The organism is Pedobacter chinensis (assembly GCF_003339865.1).
GTDB lineage: Bacteria > Bacteroidota > Bacteroidia > Sphingobacteriales > Sphingobacteriaceae > Pedobacter > Pedobacter chinensis.
In genome coordinates this window covers 67186-91781 of the sequence record NZ_QPKV01000006.1, presented here as the reverse complement: position 1 = coordinate 91781, position 24596 = coordinate 67186, and the positions used below count along the sequence as shown (strand labels likewise).

Below are 24596 nucleotides of genomic sequence, written 5' to 3'. Positions count from 1 at the left end.
TTTTAAAGACCCTAGACAAAATTCAAGATTAGGTATCTTCAGGTATCTTAGATGATAAAAATTATAAACAGTAGATCTAATTATCATAGAGTTGACAACTTTAATAGCAAGGAGGCAAGAAAGTTGTCAACTCTCAAAGTAATAACCTCAATATCAAACTCAATTCTCAGCTTTCATCCATCTAAATCTTTTTGATTCGTGGTAGTTATTTAAAAACAATTCAAACAATAAACCCAAATTACTACCTTTGAAACCATGAATGCTTACCTGATTAAAGCCGCCACTATTGTAAATGAGGGACAAAAAATTGTTGCTGATGTATTAGTAAAAGATGGATTTATAGAAAAGATTGGTCAAAATCTATCTGCCCAAAATGTACAGGAAATTAATGCAGAAGGACAATACCTTTTACCAGGAATGATTGATGATCAGGTTCATTTCCGTGAACCTGGTTTAACACATAAAGCCGATATTTTTACAGAAAGTATGGCAGCCGTGGCTGGTGGAATTACTTCTTTTATGGAAATGCCAAACACAGTTCCCAATACCTTAACACAAGACTTGCTTCAGGATAAATATAATATTGCTTCAGAAACATCATTGGCCAATTACTCTTTTTACATGGGTGCCAGCAACGATAATATTGATGAAGTTTTAAAAACCGACCCAAAAAATGTTTGCGGTGTTAAGGTTTTTATGGGTTCATCAACTGGAAATATGTTGGTTGACAATGAAAAAACATTAGAAAACATTTTCAGCAAAGCGCCAATGCTGGTTGCTACCCATTGTGAAGATGAAGCAACCATCCGCCACAACCTTGCAGAATTTAAAGCCAAATATGGCGATGATTTAACCATCGAAATGCACCCGTTAATCCGCAGTGCAGAGGCTTGTTATAAATCTTCTTCTTTAGCTGTTGAACTGGCAAAACGTTACCAAACCCGTTTGCATATTCTCCATATTTCAACTGCAAAGGAAATTGCTTTATTCGATAATACCATTCCATTAAAAGACAAGAAAATCACGGCTGAGGCTTGTGTCCATCACTTATGGTTCAATGATAAGGATTATGCTGCGAAAGGAAATTTCATTAAATGGAATCCTGCCGTTAAAACAGAAGAAGATCAAAAAGGGATTTTACAAGGAGTTTTAAATGATAATATCGATGTGATTGCAACCGACCATGCGCCTCATACGCTGGAAGAAAAACAGCAACCTTATTCACAAGCGCCGTCAGGTGGACCATTGGTTCAGCATGCTTTACCTGCACTATTAGAGATGCATTTGCAGGGTAAAATTTCACTAGAAAAAATCGTTGAAAAAACAGCCCACAATCTGGCAATCTGCTTTGATATCGAAAAACGAGGTTTCATTCGCGAGGGTTACTGGGCCGACTTGGTATTGGTTGATTTAAAAGATTCATGGAAGGTAACCAAACTTAATAATTTCTATAAATGTGGATGGAGCCCTTTTGATGGCGACACTTTCCAGGCAAGCATTACACATACTTTTGTATCAGGTAATCTGGCATACCAAAAAGGTAGATTTACAACCGATCAGATTGGTAAGCGATTAACTTTTGCGAGATAGAATTGTTATATTTGTTTTTATTAACAAGTTAAAGATGACAGATTTACAATTATATTCGGAAATCTCTTCACTTCCTTCTGATTTAAAACAGGAAGTTTTTGACTTTGTTGCCTTTTTAAAGCAGAAATCTAAAAAGAGAGCCAAGTCATCTCATTCGATTAATAAAGTTGAAGAACCTTTCGTTGCTTATAGTTCTAAATTTTCAGATATTTTGTTAACTGGTCCCGTTTTTTCAGAAGAGCAAATTCAAAAGGTTGAAGAAACCAGAAAATCAATAAATGAATGGCGGACCAAATAGTAATGGTTGATACTTCAATATTAATCGATTATTTTCGAAAAAAAGACAAATCAAAAACAAGGTTATTTGCTTTATCTAAAAAATTTGAAAATTTATGTATTTCAAGCATAACTGAATTTGAAATATTTACAGGAGCAAAAAGTGAGCAACTTGATTTCTGGAAAACAATTTTAACCAATTTTATAGTTTTTCCTTTTGATAGTGATGCTGCCTTAACTGCGGTTGAAATTCAAAACAAATTAAAGAAGCTAAGGAAAACAATTGATAAAGCTGATTTATTTATTGCTTCAACAGCTGTTGCTTACAACTTGGTTTTTGATACATCAAACCGAAAGCATTTCGAAAATATCGAGGATTTGAAATTGCTTAATGACGATAAGCTATAATTGAATAATATATAATTGGTTTACCAAAAACTATTTGGCATATCAAAAAGGTAGATTTACCACCGACCAGATTGGCAAGCGATTAACTTTTGCAAGATAGAATTGTTATATTTGTTTTATTATTGATTTAATCATGGAAACATTAATCGTACATCCTAAAAACAAAGAACAGTTAATGGCATTGAAAGCATTTGTTAAGGCTTTGAAAATTGATTTTACAACTGAAAAAAGCCCCTATAACCCTGAATTTGTTGCTAAAATAAAAAGAGGTGAGGCGCAAATAAAAGCAGGAAAAGGTGTTAAAATAGCTATTGAAGATTTGTGGAAATAATTTTTTAGCATATACAATTCACGCCGCTAATAAAGGCTTTTATATTTGTTCATAATAGTTCTATTAGTATGGAAATCGAATATGTTGACGATTCTTTATCAGACCTTAAATTTTGGAAAAAATCAGGCAACAAATCTATTCAAAAGAAAATTGAGCAATTGATTTCAGCTATTATTGAGAATCCTTTCGAAGGTATCGGAAAACCCGAAGCTTTAAAATATGAACTTTCTGGAAAATGGTCTAGGCGTATAAATGAAGAACATAGAATAGTCTATGAAGTAATGGATGATGTTCTTTATATATATTCATTAAAAGGTCATTATAAATAATTGATGATTACTCGCTCATTATTCATTAAAACAAGTATTTCAATCAGTCTAACCATCCTGATTTTCCTCGTCGGCTTCTTCCCCAACATAGTTCAAAAATATTACTCAACAGGAATATATCCTTACATTTCATCATCGCTTAGATTTATATCGTCTGTTTTTCCTTTCGCCATTGGCGATATCGTTTATGCTGTATTAATTGGCTTTGTACTATATAAAATCATCAGGTTTTACAAAAGGCGGAAATTATTAAAAAGAAAAGACAGGATCATTGTTTCGTTGCAAGTTTTAAATTTCTTTCTAATCCTTTACATTATTTTTAAAATAGTTTGGGGGTTAAATTACAGCAGGCCAAGCGTTAGCGAAGAATTAGGAATTGGAAATGAAAAGTACAGTGTAAAAGAATTAGTGCTGCTAGGCAATTATTTTGTTAAAAAAACAAATGATTTAAAGCTGAAACAAACCACAATTCCTGCTTATTCTGTTAAAGATTTAGAAATAAATTCTACCACCGCTTATGGTTTAATGGCGAAAAAACATCCATTGTTCCGATACTCAAATCCCTGCTTAAAATCGGTTTTAAGTCCCTGGATAATCAGTAAAGCTGGAATTGAGGGGTATTATGCACCTCTAACTGGAGAGGCTAATATGAATATCAATCTCCCTGATTTTATCAAGCCCTATGTTTCTTGTCATGAAATTGCGCATCAATTAGGGATAGCTTATGAAGATGAGGCTAATTTATTGGGTTATTTAACAGCAAGCAATAGTGCTGATCTGAATTATCAATATTCTGCCAATTATGAAATGCTGAGGTATATTTTATTTGAGATTGGAATAAAATCTCCTGAGGATTACAAAGTACTTCATGATGAATTATCACCAGGAGTTTTAGCCGATTTTAAGACTGAAAAAGAATTCTGGCGTAAATACAACGGCCAAATGTTTGCTTATATGGATGTGGCTTTTGATAGTTTCTTAAAACTTAACAATCAAAAGAAAGGAATTGATAGCTATCAGGATATTGTGATTTGGTTGTGGAATATACATAAGTTGGAGATAACCCCCTAGCCCCCTGAAGGGGGAACTCAAAGCATGATGGAAAAACATGGCTTATTTATTGAAGGTTGCATGAACTTTAGAAAGTCAAGCCCCTTTAGGGGTTGGGGTTTACCCATGTATTGCTTCTTTTGTCCTTCAATATGAGGTTATGTCTTTAAGTAAAAAGAGACTGCATCGACTTATGATACAACCTCTTTTTTTCATTCACATATCCCTCCTATAGGAGCATTTCTAATATTAAAACCTCAGAGGCACACAGTTTTATCATTGATACAGCTTATCAATTGCACTAGAGATGTATTTTTTTTCGGATAACCGCTAAAATGAAAAACAAAAGAAAATTTAATATGAAGATTATCCAAACTACTTTTTTTCGTCTATTCGATATATCAACTTTTACGCCGTGCTTTTTAATCTTAAATATTTTATAAAAAACGAAATAGCCTAAACAAGCAATAATACCTACTCCAACAAAGTTATTGAATTTATTATTATAGAATAAGAGGTCTTTGCCTGTGAATATTAAGCTTATTATTATTATGTTAAAAACAAAAACAAAACTAAATATAAAAACCGTGAGATAACCCATTAAGTTGGGCTTGCCTTCTTTCATTTTTAAAAAATGGTTGAAAGCAACCGCATACAGATCAAGCAAGTAATTTTTCATAACTATTTTCTAATGATCTCTTTTATATTCATATAATTCCCATGCAGCCAGTATGATTCCTCCTACAATTGCTGTGGCGGGATTCATAGCGCCAAAAGTAAGTGCGATACCTAGAACAGCTTGGCCTGCATCTTCCCAATTTGGATCTTGGGCAAATTCAATCACATTTGAAGCAATGTCAATAACACCAAATATTCTTGAAGCGGTTTTGAATCCTGACATCGCGGTTGCTTCTAAATTTGCTGCTGTTGCAGCAATCTCAGCATGGCTTGCTGACAGTCCAAATGCAGCTAGCATAAGCCCAGCGACATCATAAGCACTTGTGCCTTGTCCACTGGCAACAAAATGACTTGAGACAGAAGACCCAGGATTATTGCCACCTGGGCCTCCTACAGTACTACCTGATCCACCGCTTCCTGACCCATCCCATGGAGCAGGATAGCCACCATTTATTGCTGGCCATGTATCGTAAATTGCACCGTAAGGACAAACTGGTATACACTGTTTGCAATTTATGCAACTATTAGTATCAATTCTTACGTAGCCTTCAGTGAACCATGAATGTTCGCCATCTTGAAACTCTACACTGATTGTTCCATCAGGTGCATGAATAATGGCACTGGTTGGACAAACATCCAAGCAAAGTTTACACACCGTACAACTTGTAACAGGTAATAAAATTACGTCTTTTCATGAGTTCTGTTAAATATAAATTAGGCGGCAAATATAGAATGTTTGATGACTTTTCTGACAGAAAATCACTAACTGTTAAGTAGTAGTTATTACAACAATTTGTGAAATAATCTAATCTGCCAACTCTCCAAATTTTTCAATTACGCAATTCTACCCATGTATTGCTTCTTTTGTCCCGAAACTTTGGATCAATTCGCCTTCAAAATCCAACCATTCTTTCCAGCGTTTTTCTACATCAACATCGGTACTATATTTACGGGCAAAGTTTAGGAAAGTAGTATAATGCCCAGCCTCTGAAACCATTAATTCATGATAAAACTTAGCCAGTTCTTCATCTTTAATATTTAGAGAAAGTACACGGAAACGCTCACAGCTTCTGGCCTCAATCATTGCTGCAAACAAAAGCCGATCGATAAAAGCCTGATTGCGGCTTCCATCTTTTTTGCTGAATTTAACCAAACGGCCAACATAATCATCCTTACGTTCGCGACTAAGCGTGTAGCCACGTTGTTTAATGATATCAATTACCATTTGAAAATGCTGCATTTCTTCAATTGCAATGGCTGTTAATTCATCAACCAAATCCTGATGTTCGGAATTTTGAGTGATTAATGTAATAGCATTTGATGCTGCTTTTTGTTCGCACCAAGCATGATCAGATAAAATTTCCTCTAAATTCGATTCCGCAATATTTGCCCAACGTGGGTCTGTCAATAATTTTAATCCTAACATGTGGTACTTGTAATTGAGTTGCAAAATTAAAAATATTTAACATACGTTTAATATCTGCCGCAGATTTAAAAGATTAACGCAGATTTCAAATATTAATCAGCGAAAATCATTTTATTCGGCGGGAGCAGAAAAAACCACTTATTTTGCACAAATTTAAAACCATGAGTGCGAAGAAATTATTGATAATCGGATTAGTCTGGCCTGAACCCACTTCATCAGCAGCGGGGACAAGAATGATTCAACTTATTGATTTGTTTCTGAACATAGGCTATGAAATTACTTTTGCATCTGCGGCATCAAAAAGTGAATTCAGTTATGATTTCGCTGAAACAAGTGTGATTGAACAGGAAATAAAGCTGAATGACGAAAGTTTCAACTCATTTTTAAAAGCCTTAAATCCATCAATTGTACTGTTCGATCGCTTTATGATTGAGGAACAGTACGGTTGGAGGGTTCAACAGGAATGTCCAAACGCATTGCGGATTTTAGATACCGAAGACCTTCATTTTTTACGCAATGCCCGTCAGCAAAGTTCAAAAAAACAAGAAACAATAGATTTATTTTCTGATACCGCAAAGCGGGAAATCGCCTCTGTTTTACGTTGCGATTTATCATTGATTATCTCTGAAGTAGAAATGAAAATTTTGGAAGAAACTTTTAAAATTGATTCTTCCTTACTTCATTACCTGCCATTTTTAGAAAAAGAAATCACAGAAGAAACCATTCAAAACTGGATTCCATTTGAAAACAGAGCTGATTTTGTTTTTATCGGCAACTTTCTTCACGAGCCTAACTGGAATACTGTTCAGGTTCTGAAAACTAAAATCTGGCCAGTTCTAAGGAAAAAACTCCCAAATGTAAATCTGAATATCTATGGTTCTTATGCCTCACAAAAAGTACTGCAATTGAATAATAAAAATGAAAAGTTCTTAATCAAAGGAAGGGCTTTAAATGCTCAGGAAACAATTGCTAAACATCGGATTTTACTCGCCCCCATTCAGTTCGGTGCTGGCGTAAAAGGTAAATTTATAGATGCCATGCAGGTTGGAACACCATCTATTACCACTTCGGTTGGTGCAGAAGCAATGAAAGGTTCATTAGATTGGAATGGATTTTTTGAAGATGATTTGGATGCTTTTATTGATAAAGCTGTTGCCCTGTACTTAGATAAAGCTGCCTGGCTTTCAGCTCAACAAAATGGTGTAAGGATAATTAATGAACGATATGCATTCCAACATTTCGCTGATGCGTTTATTTCTGAGGCTGAAAATTTAGATTTAATAAAACATCGTCAGAAAAATTTTGTAGGACAGATTTTAAATCATCACACCATGCAGAGTACAAAGTATATGTCGTTGTGGATTGAAGAGAAGAATAGGAAGTAGTTTTGTCTTAGCCAGACAGGCTTTCCACTTTTTCTTGATAAAAAGTGGAGCAAAAATCAAGGCTTGCATCTGATTTTGTAAAAATATTATATATTTTCAAGTTGTCATTTCTCCCAAAAAGCATCGGCCCTTTGTTTATAAACCTGATTGACGGGGAAAGCCCAAACTTTTTCTGTTTGGCTTGTACCAAAAGCAGGACTACAGCTACCGAAGAATTACCTAACCGTTCATTTCCTGTCAGAATTTAGGATTAAAAGATGAAACAGAATTTGGGGACTATAATTTTCAGACTACAGACTTTAAGACTTTCTTTACAACATTAAAACATTTCAACCTCAAAACATTGCAACAATCTCCGTAAATTCGCACCATGGCAAAAATATCAATCAACCTGGCCACGGGTTCATTACAGAAAGAAGAAATTATAGTCGGAATCGATTTAGGCACAACCAATAGTCTGGTGGCTTTTATCAATCCTGAAAAAAAACCACAAGTGATTAATGATGCCGGAAAAGGAATTTTAGTTCCATCTGTTGTATATTTTAATAGCCAAAATGAAGCTGTTGTTGGTAATGAAGCAAAAGATTTTCTAACCACAGATCCTGCAAACACCATTTTTTCGGTAAAAAGATTATTAGGCCGCTCTTACAAAGATGTTGCCGAACACAAGGATATTTTCTCTTACAAAATTATTGACGACGATACCGATGCTTTGGTAAAAATTCAGGCTGGCAATCGTTTTTACACACCAATAGAATTATCGGCAGAAATTTTAAAAGAGTTAAAGGCCAGAGCTGAACATGCTTTGAAAACACCTGTGAATAGAGCTGTGATTACGGTTCCAGCATATTTTAATGATAGCCAGCGCCAGGCCACACGTGATGCAGGTAAACTTGCAGGCTTAGATGTGATGCGAATCGTAAATGAACCAACCGCGGCCAGTCTGGCCTATGGCATTGGTTTAGATCCAACTCAACAAAAAACCATTGCCGTTTACGATTTAGGCGGTGGAACTTTCGATGTTTCCATCCTGCAAATTCAAAACGGAATTTTTGAAGTTTTAGCCACAAACGGAAATACTTATTTGGGTGGCGATGATTTTGACAGGGCCATTTTAAACTATTGGATTGAGAAAAATAAGCTGGATATTGCTGTGGTTGCGCAAGATAACATCCTGATGCAAACTTTGCGGTTACAGGCTGAAGCGGCTAAAAAAGCATTATCAACTCAAAACCTATACAATGAACAGGTTGGCGAAATCTGGTGCACGCTTGATAAACAGACTTTCGAGCAATTGATTTCTGCTCCTGTTGAAGAAACCATAACTGCCTGCAAAAATGCACTAAAAGATGCTGATTTAACTGTTGCAGATATTGATGAAGTGATTTTAGTGGGCGGTTCTACCCGCACGCCTTTTGTTAAGCAAGCAGTTGAAAATTTCTTTGGCAAAAAACCACAAGACAATATTAATCCAGATGAAGTAGTGGCACTTGGTGCAGCTATTCAGGCAGATGTTTTGGCTGGAAATCGCTCTGATATTCTGTTGCTCGATGTTACACCACTTTCGCTCGGTATTGAAACCATGGGTGGTTTAATGGATGTGATTATTGCCCGCAATAGTAAAGTTCCAACAAAGGCTGGCCGCCAATATACCACTTCGATAGATGGACAGGTAAACATGAAAATTTCGGTTTACCAGGGCGAACGCGATTTGGTTAAAGAAAACCGCAAGCTTGCTGAATTTGATTTAAAGGGAATTCCTGCTATGCCAGCAGGTTTGCCTAAAGTAGATATTAACTTCTTATTAAATGCTGATGGCATTTTAACCGTTCAGGCAATAGAGTTACGCTCGGGTGTGAAACAGGAAATTGAAATTACGCCAAGCTATGGCTTAAGTGATGATACCGTTGAAAAAATGCTTTTAGATAGTATCGAACATGCTCAAAGTGATGTGCAGCAACGTATGCTAATTGAAGCCAGAAGTGAAGGCGAACAATTGCTTTATACCGCTGAACGTTTCATTGAAAAACATGCCGGTCATTTAAGTCAGGCAGAAATAAGAGATACTCAACTTTACATTAGCGCCCTGAAAAATGCCCTTACGCTTAATGATAAAGATTTAATTCTGAAAAAAGCTGATGAGCTGAATGAATTCACTCGTCCATTTGCAGAACGTGTGATGGATGCTGCTATTTCAACGGCTATGAAAGGCAAAAAGATAGAGTAGTGTTTTATTAATTTGCTGGAATAGTTTTGGAGCCATGAATTATAGCTGAAGTTGAATGATTCTAATAATGCCTGTTATTTTAAACTTGTTTCAGAAGCTTTCGAGTGTCTCGATTCCATATTATATTCCAGATGAAATAAATGGTTCGTGGGGACACGAACCATGGCCAGACGGTTATTCGAATATTAACAAATGACTTTGCATTATTAATAGTTCATGAACGCGATCGCCCGTCATTCTGAACTTGTTTCAGCTTTCCTGCTATTTGAACATCTACATCTTTTAATTTTCTTATCATACATCAAATCTTCTCAAACCCTAACCTGTTATTTTTGTTAAAATTATTTAGCAATTATGGAATTAGGTATTGGCATGTTCGGCGATTTGCAAATCAATGCAAAGGGAGAAATTCAACCCGCTCAACAAAGACTTCAGGAAATTATAGAAGAAATTAAACTCATGGACGAAGTGGGTTTGGATTTTTATGGAATAGGTGAACATCATCGTCCTGATTACGCCGTTTCAAGCCCCGAAATCATTTTGGCGGCTGCTGCCACGGTAACTAAAAATATTAAATTAAGCAGCGCCGTTTCTGTTTTAAGTTCTTCAGATCCTGTAAAACTTTATCAAAATTTCGCTACAATTGATTTAATCTCGAATGGCAGAGCAGAGTTAATGGCCGGTCGGGGGAGTTTTATTGAATCATTTCCATTATTCGGCTATAACCTTCAGGATTATGATGAACTTTACGAAGAGAAATTAGAGTTGCTCTTAAAAATAAACAAAGAACCTAAAATAAATTGGAAAGGTAAATTCAGGCCTGAATTGATTAATCAAGAAGTTTTGCCCCGTGCGGTCAACAACAATTTGAAAATTTGGGTGGCCATCGGTGGAACTCCAGAATCGGTTGAACGTGCAGGGAGATTAGGTTTACCAGTAATGTTCGCGATTATTGGTGGTCAACCGGTACAATTCAAACCACTTTTTGATTACTACAAAAAGGTTTACCAGGCTTATGGCCATGATATGGCTAAATTTGAAGTTGGTGTACATATGCACTCATTATTTGGCGAAAACAGTCAGGAAGTTTCTGATTATTACTTCCCATTATATTCTGCTCAAATGAATAGAATTGGTCGCACACGCGGATGGGCTCCCTTTCAAAGAAATCAATTTGAAGCTGGCCGAAGCAGTGAAGGTGCTTTAATTATTGGCGATGCAAATGAATCTGTAGATAAAATTTTAGCCATGGAAGAAACATTCGGTTTAACCCGTTTCTCTGCACACATGGATGTTGGTGGACCATCTCATGCTGCGATGATGAAATCAATAGAAATTTTCGGGACTAAGATTGCGCCGAAAGTTAGAGAGGCATTAAAGAAATAAATCAGGCTTTACTACTTTTGGTAATCATCTGCATAGCCGTGTAAACATAACATCCAACGCAAATTGCAAAAAGACTTTCAAGCAAAGCAAATAAAGCCATAACAGCACTAAATATTATGGTCAGGTTATAAAAATTCAACAAAAATGTTGCGGTAATGATGAGGCAAAATATAAAGCCCAACATTGCCGCGAATTTTTTTGGAGCTAAATCTGTCATTTTGGATTTTAAAGAAAGTTGTTTAGCCACATTGATGGCAACAAACTTCAAAATGCTGAATCTTCCGTTGGTAAAAGCCCTTAAAGCGAAATCCAGAATCAGAAAAACAATTGCCCAATAATTGGAAAAAACAATGCAGGTGATTACGATTAACGCTACAATAAATGCTATAATTCTTATTACATTTTCGTTTACTCTTTCAACTGAAATTGGGCAAGATAATTCCATTTAATATGATTTTTTTTTATAAATCTATTAAATTTAATAAAAAAACTTAACCCATTGTACCCAAAATTTTGCTGCCCCACTAAAAAAATTCTTAACCTTGTAAAATTTCATTCCTATATTTATTAAAGTAATAATTTATGCACTACAAAATATAGAATGGATAATTCCGAACGATTAAACCTGCTTTTGGTTAAGCTAGAGAATTTATTACTCAGACAACAAAGTTTTGAGGCTGAAATTGAAGCTTTAAAACAAGAAGTCAAAGCTTTACAAACACACGGCACAACTCCCGCTCCTCTTGTAAAACCTTTTGAGTCTGTAATTGCCCCTCCGCCAAGAAATACACCACCAAGCGTTGCAAATCAAAACGCATTAGAACCTCGTGTAATTCCAGGTCCTTTCCCACCAACATCAAATCAACCACAAAGCAATTTCACACACTGGTTTAAACGTGAGAATATGGTCAAATCAGATTTCGAAAAGTTTATCGGCGAAAATCTGATCAGCAAAATTGGCATTCTGATTTTAATTCTTGGTGTGGGTATCGGAGCAAAATATGCTATCGATCACGATATGGTTAGTCCTTTAACGAGAATTGTTTTGGGTTATGTTGTTGGAGCAGGCTTAATGGCTTTTGCAATAAAGCTGAAAGCAAAATATGAGAATTTTTCGGCTGTTTTAGTAAGCGGGGCAATTGCAATCATGTATTTTATCACTTATGCCGCTTATGATTTTTACGCCTTAATACCACAAGCTTTAGCCTTTGCATTAATGGTGGTGTTTACATCATTTACCATTATTGCGGCCATCAAATATAACAAGCAGGTAATTGCCCATATTGGCCTGGTTGGTGCTTATGCCGTTCCGTTTCTATTAAGCGATGGCTCAGGAAAAGTTGGAGTATTGTTTACTTACATGGCTATAATTAACATCGGAATTTTGATTCTGAGCTTCAAAAAATATTGGAAGCCATTATTTTATGCTTCTTTTACCCTGACATGGATCATATTTTTAGCTTGGAGATTAGATTTAAATCCCAACAACAACTTTTTCGGATTATCATTGCTATTCTCTTGTATATTCTTTATCACATTCTACATAACCAATTTGGCTTATAAAGTAACTAAAAGAGAAGTTTTCGGATTTAGTGATGCGGTCATTTTGCTGCTAAACTCTTTTATTTTTTATGGTATTGGCTACTTCATTCTATCAGAAAATAAGAATAGTACCGAACTATTAGGCTTATTTACCCTGGTAAACGCAGTCATCCACTTCATTATCAGTTTGATCATTTACAAAAGAAAACTTGCAGACAAGAATCTATTTTATTTGATTTTAGTCATGGTAATTACCTTTATCACTTTAGCTGTTCCTGTACAGTTAGATGGCGGCTGGGTAACCATTTTCTGGGCGGCAGAAGCCGCCATATTATTTTATTTGGGAAGAATTAAAACCATCGCTATTTATGAGGAACTATCATTTCCATTAATTTTTTTAGCTTTTTTCAGCTTATTGCAAGATTGGACAACTTATTATGATGTGTACTCAGGTGCGACAACAGTTACTCCAATATTCAATATTGGCTTTTTAACTGCTGCTATTTTTATTGCTTGCTTTGCATGGATATTCAGCATCGGCAAAAAAGAAATGGAAAAACCAGCAGAATGGATTTGGATGAGACAGATTTTAAGTTATTCTATTCCAACAATACTGCTTTTGGTCATTTACTTTTCATTTCGGATAGAGATAGCAAAACATTTCAACAACCTGTTCGAGTTGACAAAGGTTAACACTAATCCGGGTCAAAAGAAAGATTACAATTCCTATCAGTACAATTATAATTATGAAAATCTAAAAACCGCATGGATATATATTTATAGTTTATTTTTCGCTTCAGCATTAACACTAGTCAATATTAAAAGATTAAAAAACGAAGAACTTGCAATTGCTAATCTTGTTATAAATATTCTGATAGTCGTGCTGTTTTTAACCCATGGTCTATACAATTTAAGCGAATTAAGAGATTCTTATTTATTCAACGAAAACAAATATTTCATCATCAGCGCATTCAATATTGGCATTAGATACCTGGCACTGACATTTTTCGCATTACTGATTATTCAATGCTATCAATTGCAACGGTCAGGATTACTGAAAAGAGATTTCAAAACCATGTTCGATTACCTACTTTATATTTCTATTTTATGGGCAATCAGCAGTGAACTGATTAACATTTTAGAATTGTTGCATTCTGAAGGAAGCTACAAGTTAGGTTTGAGCATTTTGTGGGGCGTGTATTCGCTGTTTTTAATTGGAATGGGCCTGGCAAAAAACAAAAAACATTTGCGTATTGGTGCTATGGTTTTGTTTGGCCTTACCCTGATAAAGCTCTTCTTTTACGATATTTATTCATTAAGTACAATCTCAAAAACTATCGTTTTTGTATCGCTAGGTGTACTTCTGCTCATTATTTCTTTTCTTTACAATAAGTACAAACATTTAATTATTGATGATGCTAAGATTGAAGATTAACTTACTTTTGGTGTTGCTGCTTTTTGCTGTGTTTACAAAAGCACAAACGAATAGCTATAGGTTTAAACGAGGCATTACTGGTGTTAATTCAAATTGGCACAGTATAAAATTGCCCGATCAGTTATATAAAAATGCAAATTTTGGCTTTACAGATTTAAGGATTTTTGGCGTCAAAGGAAAAGATACTGTTGAGGTTCCGTATTTATTAAAACAAAGGGCAGATCAAATAAATACTCAGGAAATTACATTTAAACAAATCAATCAGAGCGCAAACGCGAATGGATATTTCTATACCTTTCAATTGCCTGCGGCAAGTATAATCAATGAAATCAATCTGAGTTTTAAGCAAGAAAACTTTGATTGGCAGGTTGCACTTGAAGGCAGTAATAATAATATAGAATGGTTTTCCATTTTAAACAATTCTCGTATTTTATCAATTAAAAATAGTAGTACGGACTACCAATTTACCAAGTTGAGTTTCCCTGATTCCAAATATCAGTATTTTAGAATAGCAGTTAAAAGCACTGTTCAGCCAGAATTATTAGAAGCGAAAACAGCAAAAATTGATACTATAAAAGGAACTTATGAAAATGTTAAGTATAAATCCTTTATCCTAAAGAACAATCAGAAAACTAAAGAAACAATAATTGATGTAGAATTAAAAAATACAGCTCCACTCTCCTATTTGAAATTAAATGCTCAAAGTGATTTCGATTTTTATCGTCCAATTAAAATTGAGCATGCAACGGATAGTTTCCAAACCGACAAAGGCATTCAGTATAATTTTTCAAATATTTATGATGGAACTATTAGTTCATTAGAAAAAGCGGAATATCATTTCCCAAATACCATTACTTCGCGGATAAAAATCACGATTCAAAACCATGATAATAAACCTTTAAAATTGAGCGATTTGGATTTGAAAGGAAATATTTATGAGCTCATTGCCAGATTTGATGATCAAAAACCAGAATATGCCTTATATTACGGCAATGAAAATGCAGATGCTCCGAGTTATGAAATAGAAAAATTTGAAAATAAAATTCCAACGGATTTAACAGCCTTAAATATTGGACAGGAACAGAAAAATCCAACTTACACAATCGAAATTGAAAAACCATTATTCAACAACAAAGCCTGGCTTTGGGCATTGATGGCTATTATTATTGTTTTACTGGGTTGGTTTTCTTTTAAAATGTTGAGGGATTAGAAATATAGCTTCTAATGATTATTTAATGTACGATAAACATGAAGAACATTTTCAACTTACAGAATCAAAAAGGTAATTTGAAAAATTAACATGAGGAAATCACGTTTTTTGACAAACAGAATGAAATAATATGTTTAGTGTAATTTGAAGTTTAAATATTCCACAGTAAAATGATTAGAAAAATTTTAGGCTTAATAGCAGGATATTTTGTTTTTGTAATAACCTCACTTGCTTTATTTAAAGCTTCAGGTAATAATCCGCATGCAGATCCAACAAACATTTTTGTAATATTTACGGCAATTTATGGCATTTTATTCTCAATTGTTTCGGGATTTGTGACACAGCTTATTGCCAAAACTAAAAGTTTAAATATCAATTACATACTCGCATTAATCATTGCCGGGTTTGCTGCCTTTTCACTTTTTAAATCTACCGGGAATCATTGGACACAAATTTTGGCCATTTTTATTTTTGCTCCCGTATCAATTTTAGGTGGATTGTTTCATATTAAGAAAATGAATTAAATCCTTTAATTTCCTTATATTACAGAATGAAAAGATTAACGATTTTAATGACGTTAATCATCCCGCTGTTTCTTTGTACCTCCTGGGGTTTCTTTGCGCATCAGAAAATTAACAATCTGGCCGTTTTTACCTTGCCTGCAGAAATGATTGGTTTCTATAAAAGGAATATTAAATACATTACTGAACATGCTGTTGATCCAGATAAACGAAGATATGCAGATACCCTTGAGGCTCCGCGTCATTATCTGGATGTAGAAAATTATGAAAAAAGTATCGATAGCATTCCTGAAAAGTGGAACGATGCCTTAACCAAATATGGATTGAAACACTTGAATGCAAATGGCATCGTTCCGTGGCAAATTCAACGCACTTATCTTAGCTTGGTTAAAGCTTTCAAAGCCCGCGATTCGGTTAAGATTTTAAGGTATTCGGCAGATTTAGGACACTATATCGGCGATGCACACGTTCCTTTACATACCACTTCAAATCATAACGGGCAATTAACCAATCAGATTGGCATTCATGCTTTTTGGGAAAGCAGACTACCTGAACTATTCTCAACCAATTACAACTTTGTGGTCGGCAAAGCGAGTTACATAGAAAATCCACTTAAAGAAGCCTGGAAAATACTTAAGCATACCAATAGTCTTGTTGATACGGTATTGACTTTTGAAGCGAAACTCGCGGCTTCTTTTCCATCAGATAAAAAATACAGTTTTTCTGAAAAAAACAACATTGTGTTGAAACAGTACTCTCTGGCTTATTCCAAAGCCTACCACGATCAAATGAACAATATGGTAGAGCGGCAAATGCGTTCTGCAATATTAAAGATCGGTTCTTTTTGGTATTCAGCCTGGGTTGATGCAGGACAACCTGAACTTAAAAATTTAACTAAAATTGAGATCAATCCTGAAGACAAAAAAGAAGCTATGGATGTTGAAAAAAAATATCAGAAAGGTATTTTAATTGGCCGAGAACTCTGATCATCTCTTAGAATTTTTACCTTCTATCGGCTGGTGTTTGATAAATGGCTCATGAGGGCACGAACCATGAATAAAAACAGAAAGATATTATTTGCAAGATCTCTGATTAATCTTTAGAATCTTCGCCTTCAATAATTTCTTCGATTTTTTTAGGTTGCAAACGGCTTCTGATAGCTGCCCAAATTGCAGGAACAAATGTAACCACAGCAATAAATATAATCACTAACTCAAAGTTATTTTTGATCACAGGAATCTGCCCTAATAAATAACCACCCATTAACAGCGAAAAAATCCAGGCCACGCCACCTACAATATTGTAATAGGTAAAACGACCAAATGGCATTTTTGCAATACCTGCCACGAAAGGCGCAATGGTTCTAAAAATAGGTAAGAAACGACTAAGCATAATTGCTTTACCACCGTGTTTTTCAAAAAACTCATGAGATTGGTGATAGTATTTTAGCTTCAAAATTTTATTGTTCTCTTTAAATACCCCAGCGCCCAATACACTTCCTAGTTTATAGTTAACTGTATTGCCCAATATTGCTGCTATCATTAAAATAATTAGCATCAGCCATATATTTAAACCTGTTTCATGTTCACCTGCTATTAAGGCGCCCATGGCAAATAATAATGAATCGCCTGGAAGAAAAGGCGTCACGACAAATCCGGTTTCAGCAAATATGATTAGAAATAGGATCAGGTAAGTCCAGGTACGATATTCATTAACAATTTCCGCTAAGTGAACGTCAATATGAAGTATAAAGTCTATAAGTTGTTGTAGTAATTCCAAGGTTATCTAATTTTGGGCAAAAATATGAATATGAAAGGGATAATTAATCTTTTCTAAAAATAATATCTGATTTAGTTAATTACTGCTAACTAAGCGTTTCTGAAGTTCTCCTGTTCTTGAACCATCAATTATTACCGTATATACCCTTCCATTGGAAATAGTGGTAGAATCTAACAGGGTAACAACCGGTTGAGGGTTAGTTGTAGTAGGCGTAGTAAGAACAAAGGAAATTTTGGTCGATTTATTTACCTTAATTTTCCGGGTTAACTTATTTCCGTAAACCATAGTTAATTTGGAAAATGCATTTCCCGAATCGGTAACAATAACAGGAGAACCTAAAGTATAACCTAAATTCCAAAACACAACTTTAGCACTATCAGGATTCGGCCTGACATCATCTTCATCATAAATTAATTCAGGAGCTGCTGTAGTTGACTTTCTGGTATAATAAACCGAATAATTTTTACCAATTGAGGGATGTACAGCTGCCAGGGTTGTTAAATCATTAGCAGAATTTATGTTTCTGGAAGTAATTTTATATGTAGAATCACCAGCAACAACAATATAACTACTATTTGTACCATAGGTTGCTGCAGAACCAAGCTGTCTTCCGTTTAAGAAAAAATTTTGGGTGGTATCAGTAGATGCGACGTGGAAAACTCGAATTTTTGCGTCGCCTTTTATAAAATTGTTATTTTTTATACACGAACTGACTAGCAACGTTATGGCAAATAATAAAAAAAATAGCTTCGAAGTCAAAAAATTACGTTTTTTCATAAAAGGATTACTACGCTAGTAAAACGTAAAGATAATAGAAAGCATATAAACTTACTGAAATTAATTATCTGTTATAACATGAGCCTCCAAAGCAACAGATGAGTTTCCGCTAAACCAGATGGTATAGATTTTACCTGCCTCAAGATTTACTCCATCAATGGTTTTAATGCTTCCAGATCCAACAACATTGTATCTCAAATTCATTCCTGCATCAACAGAAAAATAAGCAGATGCTTCTTTATAAAGCAATCCGTTAACAAATTGAGTACCTGCCTGCACACTAACATTAATTCCGGTGCTGAAATACGGGGTTAGATTAATCAGCTTAATTTTTGCTTTTCCTGATTCGGTATTGCTAAGATTATCTTCATAACTAACTATTTCTCTAACGCCATTTCTGTCATTTACTAAAAATGTAGAATATGTGATGGATGGGGTAAAATTAAGAGTAGCTTCTGTTTCCAGATTAGTTGAACCAATAAATTTAACTGATCTGCTGCCCGAAGAAATTTTCAGGTAATCTGTTGTTTCAGAGAATGCAAGCGCTGAGATTGAGCGTTTTTCTCCATCTATATAAACATCCTGATCTGTTTCTGTTTGAGCTGCATTAATCATTTTTACCCTGGCTTCTCCTTTAACTATAACATCCGGATCATGCTTTTTACAAGAAGAAAAGTAAATTATCACAGCAAAAAGAAAGAATAGTTTGGAGAGTTTGGTAAAGATTTTCATAGTTAGCGTATTGGTCAGTAAACAAAAATGGCCTGGTCAAAAACCAAGCCATTTTTTATATTTAAACTAAATGATTAGTAGTTTAATAGCTATTGTTTAGCATTACAGGCATAACCAACATTAAAACATCTTCATTTTCATCATTAGTTTGAGGAATTAAAAGACCTGCCCTGTTTGGTGTAGATAATTCTAAAGTAACTTCATCGCCACTTAAATTGCTTAACATTTCAATCAAAAAACGTGCATTAAAGCCAATTTCAAGGTCTTCTCCATCATATTGACAGCTTAAACGTTCGTGCGCTTCATTTGCGAAATCTAAATCTTCTGATGAGATATTGAGTTCACTTCCATTAATTTTTAACCGTACTTGATGTGTGGTCTTATTTGCAAAAATCACAACCCTACGGAGTGTATTTAAAAACAAACCTCTATCAATTACCAGTTTATTTGGATTATTCTGAGGGATCACTGCCTCATAATCCGGATAACGTTCGTCTATTAAACGACACACCAGATTAATGTTTTCAAATTTAAAAAAAGCACTTGTTGCATTATAATCAACTGATACGTTAATATCTGTTGATGGAAGCGCGGCTTTTAAAAGTGTTAAAGCTTTTTTAGGTAAAATGAATGATGTAGCCTTATCAGCTTTACTATCCGTTCTGCGGTAGCGCACCAATTTGTGCGCATCCGTTGCTACAAATGTAATGTGCTGAGGTGATAATTGGCAGAACACACCAGTCATCGCCGGGCGTAACTCATCATTACTTACTGCAAATATTGTTTTGGTTATAGCCTCAGTTAATACTGATGCTGGTAAATTTACTGATGATGCATTTTCAACTACAGGAATTTTCGGAAAATCATCTCCGTTTTCGCCACTTAGCTTATATTTTCCATCGCCCGCACTTATTTCAATTGCGAAAGTAGAATCATCAATGTTAAATGCAATGGGCTGATCTGGCAAAGTTTTAAGTGTATCTAACAAAATTTTAGATGGAACTGCAACTTTACCTTCTTCCTTTGATTCTACAGCCAAAGCAGTTGTCATGCTGGTTTGCAAATCGGTAGCAGAGATAGTTAAGTTTCCATCTTTAATTTCGAAAAGGAAATTTTCAAGTATAGGTAAAACTGTACTGCTGCTTGATGCGCCATTTACAGTTTGTAAATGTTTTAATAAAGTTGATGTGGATACAATAAATCTCATGATATCATTTAGTCTTCTTCAAAAATATAAAAATTATTTAGCGTACTTGTATTTGCGGTAATAATGTTGAAAAATTGCAAAGAATATTAACAATAACAAAGGAGCAACAACATTTATAAACTGCCATTTTGTTTTTTCCAGCTTAATTTTGGCTTTATCGAGTAATCTTATCTTTACTTCTTTGTTTCGAAGGCTGATTAAATTATCATCATCGGTAAAATAATCGATGATATTTAGCAATAACGTCTTATTTCCGAAGGTTCGCTGTGAATAACGATCAAAGCCCAGTGGAAATGCTGAACCATCTTTTTCTGAAACCTGATTTTTGAAAATATCCCCATCTCCAATCACGATCATTTTTGTTGGTTTACTGCTTTTGGCAGTGGTAAATGGCTGGTTGATCCCTGCAGGCAATGGTCTTCCGTCAAATACCGAGGGGAAGTTTCCTTCAAGCAATGCCCCCACATTCTGTGGGTTACTTTGAAATGCTCTTGGATCCAGCTCATCGGCAACCATTTGTAAGCTAAAGGGCTTAGGTAAATTATAAACCTTATTATAAGGCGATGTAGTTAAAATATAAGATTTGGTAACGTCTTTTACACCAATGGTATCTACGGTACTCGGAAATTCTGATTTTACACCATCTATTTTTTTAACTACACTATGCGCCGTATCGGGAAGTAAAATGGGGTAATAAATCCAGGGTACAAGTTGCATTTGATTTTGTGCGCCGACAACCCCGGTAGAAACCGGAATTTCTGCATTATTTGCCGGATCTGCAATAATGTTATAATTAATCCTGGCACCATACATAAACAGCATATCATCCAGGTTCAAGTCTCTGCTTGTCGCCATTTGACCACTCTGCCCCCGCAAATTCTCTAAATCTGCATTATTTTGGTCTATGCTCCAAAGTACGCGGCCGCCATTCATGACGAAATAATTAATTTTATACTTTTCGGTTTCTGTAAATGTTTTTTTAGGTTTAGCTATAATCATCACGTTTAGCTTATCCAAACCTTCTTTGGTAATAGAATTCAAATCAACACGACCAACAATGTAATGATTGGCTAAACTGATTCTTGCATCTTCGAGCTGTAAATCAGAAAGTTCTTCATTTGACTCTGTAAAACCAATTCGTGGGTTATACCCGTTCAACACCTTCTTCAAACTTGATGTAAAAGTATATTCCAAATTCTCAATCGATCGATTGATGTTCTCTTCGTATCCGCCTGCTACATTGAAATTTTGCAAAAGCTTTACCGGCATTTGCTTCCCGTCACTTTCTATCATCGCCATTGGCACAACCAGCTTTTCAGTCGTTCCACTTTCTGTTTTTAATGTTGTACGGGTCGCTTCAATCCCGTTCTGACTAAGGTTGTAAATCACTGTATCTTGTTCAGCAATCGTTAATCCTTCTAACGGATCAATATAAACCAGCTTCACATCAGCTTTTGAGTAGGCTTTATAATCAGCAAGCAAATCTTTTACTCCAGTTTGTAAACGTTTGAGTGCTGGCGGTAACTGACCTTCTAAAAATACAGTGATGATAATTGGCTTTTGATTTTTTTGCAATAAAGCCTTTGTCTTTTCACTCAACGTAAAACGTTTATCAGCAGTAAAATCAAAACGGTAAAATGTATATTGACCAGCGATATTTAAAATGATTAAGGCTAATGCCACAATAATGAAATCAGTCCATTTGCTTTTCTTGATCATTATCGTTTTCCTCCTGCAATTATTTTGGTAAACAATAAAAACATGCTCGAAAAAGTAATGAAATAGATTAGATCTCTGGTATCTAAAACCCCTCGGCTCATTGAATTATAATGTTGATTTATCCCCAGATTTGAAATCAATACTTCTACATTTTGCAAAGAAATAATTTGGCTGGTATAATCAAAACCCAAAAATGCAAAAGCACATAAACCTGCACAAATCACAAAGGCTATTACCTGATTTTTGGTCAGGGCTGAAGAAAATATTCCAATCGATGTAAAAGCTGCGCCTAATAAAAATAACCCGATATAAGATCCGATTACTGCTCCTGAATCGATATTGCCTTCAGGAAATCCTAATTTCGAGATGGAGTAATAATAGATCAGTGTTGGAATAAGCGCAAATAAAACCAACACCAGGCTTGCTAAATACTTTGCAAAAATAATTTGCCAAAGTGTTATGGGTTTGGTAATTAAGAGTTCATACGTTCCTTCTCTCCTTTCTTCAGCAAAAGATCTCATGGTAATTGCAGGAATCAAAAACATAAAGAGATAAGGTACCAGACTGAAGAAACCCGCTAAATCGGCATATCCATAATCGAGTATGGATGTATCTGGAAAAAACCAAAGTAAAAGCCCTGAAACCAATAAGAAAATACCAATGGTTATGTAAGCAACCATTGAACTTAAAAAACTGAATAACTCGCGTTTAAAAACTGCGTACATGTGCTAATAAAACGTCGAAGTTAACTAATTATTCCAGCAAATTAAATATGATTGCTAAGTAAATATGCCTTGAATAAATCACTAACATCAGTAATGCTTTGATAATTTGGCTTGATTAAACCAATCCCAGGATGATCTTGATCCCATATGGCACCAATCATCACAGAGCTTATGATTATAAATATAGTTGTAACCACAAAAGTTTGATTATTATGTATCTTTTTCATATAACCAATCAGGAAACCCATTAAAAAAGAGCACAGAATTAAAATGCTAATGATTAGCGTTGGTGTATTCTTGCCATAATTTTGGGTGAGGCGAATATATGCAGCGTGTAGTGCACTAGTATTTGAGGTTATTTCGGATATTTCAGATTTACTTTCTACATGGTTTTTCTGATAATTGATCAAAAAAATATCCAGTTGCTGATCGTTATGAAGGATTTGTTTAATAACGTGCTCGCTTTCCTTTGCATCGGCACTTAAATTATGGTTATGTATTGAAAAAAAGGTAATCAAATACTTTTGAACGCCGTGTTTCAATTCATTTTCGTAATATTTTGATTTTTTAATTACAAGTGAAAGCTTATCGGCTACAGCATAAATTTCGTCATTTCTCTGATTGGCATGGTTGCTCGATCCTGCAAGGGCAAATGATAATAACAGGGCGTAAATGCTCATCAAACTGGATTCAAGCCCAATATTTTTCCATGATTTGTTTAACCTGATTCGATGCGCTGCATAATGAGCACCAAAAAACACGCTCAACAAAAGTAAACCGGGGTAAATAACAAGAAAGAAAATGTATTGATACATGAGATAATTGGTTTTGAACTAAAATACTCAAATTAAATGCAAAAATAAAAGCTTCCTGAACCAAATCAGGAAGCCTTTAAGGTTTCTTATGGACTGAAAGCAAAGGCTGCACGGATTCATATGAAACCTGTAGAACCACCATTGCCTGACCAGTTTTCATAGCGTAAGCCAAAGCCCAAACTAGATTTATCAGCTACTGAAAATGATGCGCCTAAAGTTGGAGCCACGGCAAAAAGAGTACTGCCTCCACTTTCTGTGCTAAAACTGCATCTTCTATTTGTGCTGAAGCTGCAAACCTGCAACCATTAATAAAGAAAATAATACTTTTTTCATGTTTTAAGTTAATTTGTTGTGAATTATTTTGCTTTTATAGACAAACATTATTAAGCACTGATTTAGAGAGATAAAAAAATCAATGTTTATATAGATTAATCTTAAATAGATTTCGTTGAAACAGTTCAACAATTTGAGGAAAGAAATCTCATTGAGAATTTGGATTAAACCTTATAATCCAAAAACATAAGCAAATCTAATTCCCACAAAACCTTTAGTGTTTGAATTATTGATCCCGATAATCCCAGTTTCATTCTTCCCAGTCCATGCTTCATAGCGAACTCCTAAATCAAGCTTATTTTTACCTGATAACCTAAATTGATTCCCGATACCAGGTGACCAAATGAAAACTGTTTTCTGCCCATCGTTAACCGGCAAACCCGCGCCTAACTGACCTTCTGCATAAAAGCTTTCACTTAACAGGTATTTCAATCCTGCTTTTAAAGGAATATAAGTTAGATCCTGAACACGCAGCAATTGATTTCTTTTACCAAAGAAATTCATAAACCCACCGTTAACGGTTATTGCCAAAGCTGGTGCAATTGGAAAATCTGCTTTTACTGATGCGCCCAGGCCGATGCCTGATAAACTAACGAAATTGCCAGAAGGAAGGCCAAATTCTGCGCCTACCCCAATTTTGGTTGTATTTTGAGCTTTTAAATTGGATGCAGCTAAAAATATGATTATAACTAACGAAATCTGGATTTTGAACATG

General features: G+C 34.9%; 24 protein-coding genes. 13 read left to right on the top strand and 11 right to left on the bottom strand.

What is annotated here, in order from left to right:
* Nucleotides 1-255 precede the first annotated feature (255 nt).
* From DU508_RS14640 to DU508_RS14615, 6 genes are all read left to right on the top strand, one after another.
* Nucleotides 256-1590: a dihydroorotase gene (locus DU508_RS14640; RefSeq protein ID WP_115403563.1), complete on the top strand. Its 1335-nt coding sequence runs from the start codon at nt 256-258 to the stop codon at nt 1588-1590.
* A gap of 34 nt (nt 1591-1624) precedes the next feature.
* On the top strand, nt 1625-1888 hold the full coding sequence (locus tag DU508_RS14635; protein WP_115403562.1) for a DUF2281 domain-containing protein: 264 nt from the start codon (nt 1625-1627) through the stop codon (nt 1886-1888).
* Between the two features lie 2 nt (nt 1889-1890).
* Nucleotides 1891-2274: a type II toxin-antitoxin system VapC family toxin gene (locus DU508_RS14630; RefSeq protein WP_199562721.1), complete on the top strand. Its 384-nt coding sequence runs from the start codon at nt 1891-1893 to the stop codon at nt 2272-2274.
* A gap of 133 nt (nt 2275-2407) precedes the next feature.
* Entirely contained in the window at nt 2408-2605 is a 198-nt protein-coding gene (locus DU508_RS14625) for a DUF2683 family protein (protein WP_115403560.1), read from the top strand.
* Between the two features lie 68 nt (nt 2606-2673).
* Nucleotides 2674-2934, top strand: a complete 261-nt coding sequence (locus tag DU508_RS14620; protein WP_115403559.1) for a Txe/YoeB family addiction module toxin — start codon at nt 2674-2676, stop codon at nt 2932-2934.
* Nucleotides 2935-2937: 3 nt separating this feature from the next.
* Complete coding sequence (locus DU508_RS14615; protein ID WP_115403558.1) at nt 2938-4005, top strand: DUF3810 domain-containing protein; 1068 nt, start codon at nt 2938-2940, stop codon at nt 4003-4005.
* A 667-nt stretch (nt 4006-4672) separates the two neighbouring features.
* Here DU508_RS14615 and DU508_RS14605 read toward each other — a convergent pair.
* Both DU508_RS14605 and miaE read right to left on the bottom strand, forming a co-directional pair.
* Nucleotides 4673-5317, bottom strand: a complete 645-nt coding sequence (locus DU508_RS14605) for a DUF362 domain-containing protein (RefSeq protein ID WP_158542182.1) — start codon at nt 5315-5317, stop codon at nt 4673-4675.
* Nucleotides 5318-5506: 189 nt separating this feature from the next.
* Nucleotides 5507-6088: a tRNA-(ms[2]io[6]A)-hydroxylase gene (gene miaE, locus DU508_RS14600; RefSeq protein WP_115403555.1), complete on the bottom strand. Its 582-nt coding sequence runs from the start codon at nt 6086-6088 to the stop codon at nt 5507-5509.
* Nucleotides 6089-6249: 161 nt separating this feature from the next.
* Between miaE and DU508_RS14595 the strand changes: the two genes are divergently transcribed.
* From DU508_RS14595 to DU508_RS14585, 3 genes are all read left to right on the top strand, one after another.
* Entirely contained in the window at nt 6250-7473 is a 1224-nt protein-coding gene (locus tag DU508_RS14595; protein ID WP_115403554.1) for a glycosyltransferase, read from the top strand.
* A 370-nt stretch (nt 7474-7843) separates the two neighbouring features.
* Nucleotides 7844-9700: a molecular chaperone DnaK gene (gene dnaK / locus DU508_RS14590; protein ID WP_115403553.1), complete on the top strand. Its 1857-nt coding sequence runs from the start codon at nt 7844-7846 to the stop codon at nt 9698-9700.
* Nucleotides 9701-10054: 354 nt separating this feature from the next.
* Nucleotides 10055-11086, top strand: coding sequence for an Atu2307/SP_0267 family LLM class monooxygenase (locus DU508_RS14585; RefSeq protein WP_115403552.1), 1032 nt, complete (start codon nt 10055-10057; stop codon nt 11084-11086).
* 1 nt (nt 11087) lies between these two features.
* Here DU508_RS14585 and DU508_RS14580 read toward each other — a convergent pair whose 3' ends face one another.
* Entirely contained in the window at nt 11088-11531 is a 444-nt protein-coding gene (locus DU508_RS14580) for a DUF4395 domain-containing protein (RefSeq protein WP_115403551.1), read from the bottom strand.
* Between the two features lie 156 nt (nt 11532-11687).
* Between DU508_RS14580 and DU508_RS14575 the strand changes: the two genes are divergently transcribed.
* From DU508_RS14575 to DU508_RS14560, 4 genes are all read left to right on the top strand, one after another.
* Nucleotides 11688-14063, top strand: a complete 2376-nt coding sequence (locus DU508_RS14575) for a DUF2339 domain-containing protein (RefSeq protein ID WP_115403550.1) — start codon at nt 11688-11690, stop codon at nt 14061-14063.
* A complete protein-coding gene (locus tag DU508_RS14570; protein WP_147273637.1) occupies nt 14053-15273 on the top strand; it encodes a DUF3999 family protein in 1221 nt (406 codons plus the stop codon). The genes DU508_RS14575 and DU508_RS14570 overlap by 11 nt, the downstream gene beginning before the upstream one ends.
* 170 nt (nt 15274-15443) lie before the next feature.
* Nucleotides 15444-15797 carry a hypothetical protein gene (locus tag DU508_RS14565; protein ID WP_115403548.1) on the top strand — a complete coding sequence of 118 codons (354 nt, stop codon included), beginning with the start codon at nt 15444-15446 and terminating at the stop codon, nt 15795-15797.
* A 26-nt stretch (nt 15798-15823) separates the two neighbouring features.
* Nucleotides 15824-16780: a zinc dependent phospholipase C family protein gene (locus DU508_RS14560; RefSeq protein ID WP_115403547.1), complete on the top strand. Its 957-nt coding sequence runs from the start codon at nt 15824-15826 to the stop codon at nt 16778-16780.
* Nucleotides 16781-16886: 106 nt separating this feature from the next.
* Here DU508_RS14560 and DU508_RS14555 read toward each other — a convergent pair whose 3' ends face one another.
* The 8 genes from DU508_RS14555 to DU508_RS14515 form a co-directional block, all read right to left on the bottom strand.
* The gene (locus DU508_RS14555; RefSeq protein WP_115403546.1) at nt 16887-17573 is read right to left on the bottom strand and encodes a DedA family protein; all 687 of its coding nucleotides are present in this window, start codon (nt 17571-17573) and stop codon (nt 16887-16889) included.
* Between the two features lie 75 nt (nt 17574-17648).
* A complete protein-coding gene (locus tag DU508_RS14550) occupies nt 17649-18350 on the bottom strand; it encodes a DUF4397 domain-containing protein (protein WP_115403545.1) in 702 nt (233 codons plus the stop codon).
* 60 nt (nt 18351-18410) lie between these two features.
* Nucleotides 18411-19082: a DUF4397 domain-containing protein gene (locus DU508_RS14545; protein WP_115403544.1), complete on the bottom strand. Its 672-nt coding sequence runs from the start codon at nt 19080-19082 to the stop codon at nt 18411-18413.
* 82 nt (nt 19083-19164) lie between these two features.
* Nucleotides 19165-20289, bottom strand: coding sequence for a DNA polymerase III subunit beta (gene dnaN / locus DU508_RS14540; RefSeq protein WP_115403543.1), 1125 nt, complete (start codon nt 20287-20289; stop codon nt 19165-19167).
* A gap of 33 nt (nt 20290-20322) precedes the next feature.
* Entirely contained in the window at nt 20323-22008 is a 1686-nt protein-coding gene (gene gldG, locus DU508_RS14535) for a gliding motility-associated ABC transporter substrate-binding protein GldG (RefSeq protein ID WP_199562720.1), read from the bottom strand.
* A complete protein-coding gene (gldF, locus tag DU508_RS14530) occupies nt 22008-22733 on the bottom strand; it encodes a gliding motility-associated ABC transporter permease subunit GldF (RefSeq protein WP_115403542.1) in 726 nt (241 codons plus the stop codon). The genes gldG and gldF overlap by 1 nt, the downstream gene beginning before the upstream one ends.
* Before the next feature lie 41 nt (nt 22734-22774).
* Nucleotides 22775-23548: a hypothetical protein gene (locus DU508_RS14525; RefSeq protein WP_115403541.1), complete on the bottom strand. Its 774-nt coding sequence runs from the start codon at nt 23546-23548 to the stop codon at nt 22775-22777.
* A gap of 504 nt (nt 23549-24052) precedes the next feature.
* Nucleotides 24053-24595 (bottom strand): hypothetical protein, encoded by a 543-nt coding sequence (locus tag DU508_RS14515; protein ID WP_115403539.1) that lies wholly within the window; start codon nt 24593-24595, stop codon nt 24053-24055.
* Nucleotide 24596: the final 1 nt, after the last annotated feature.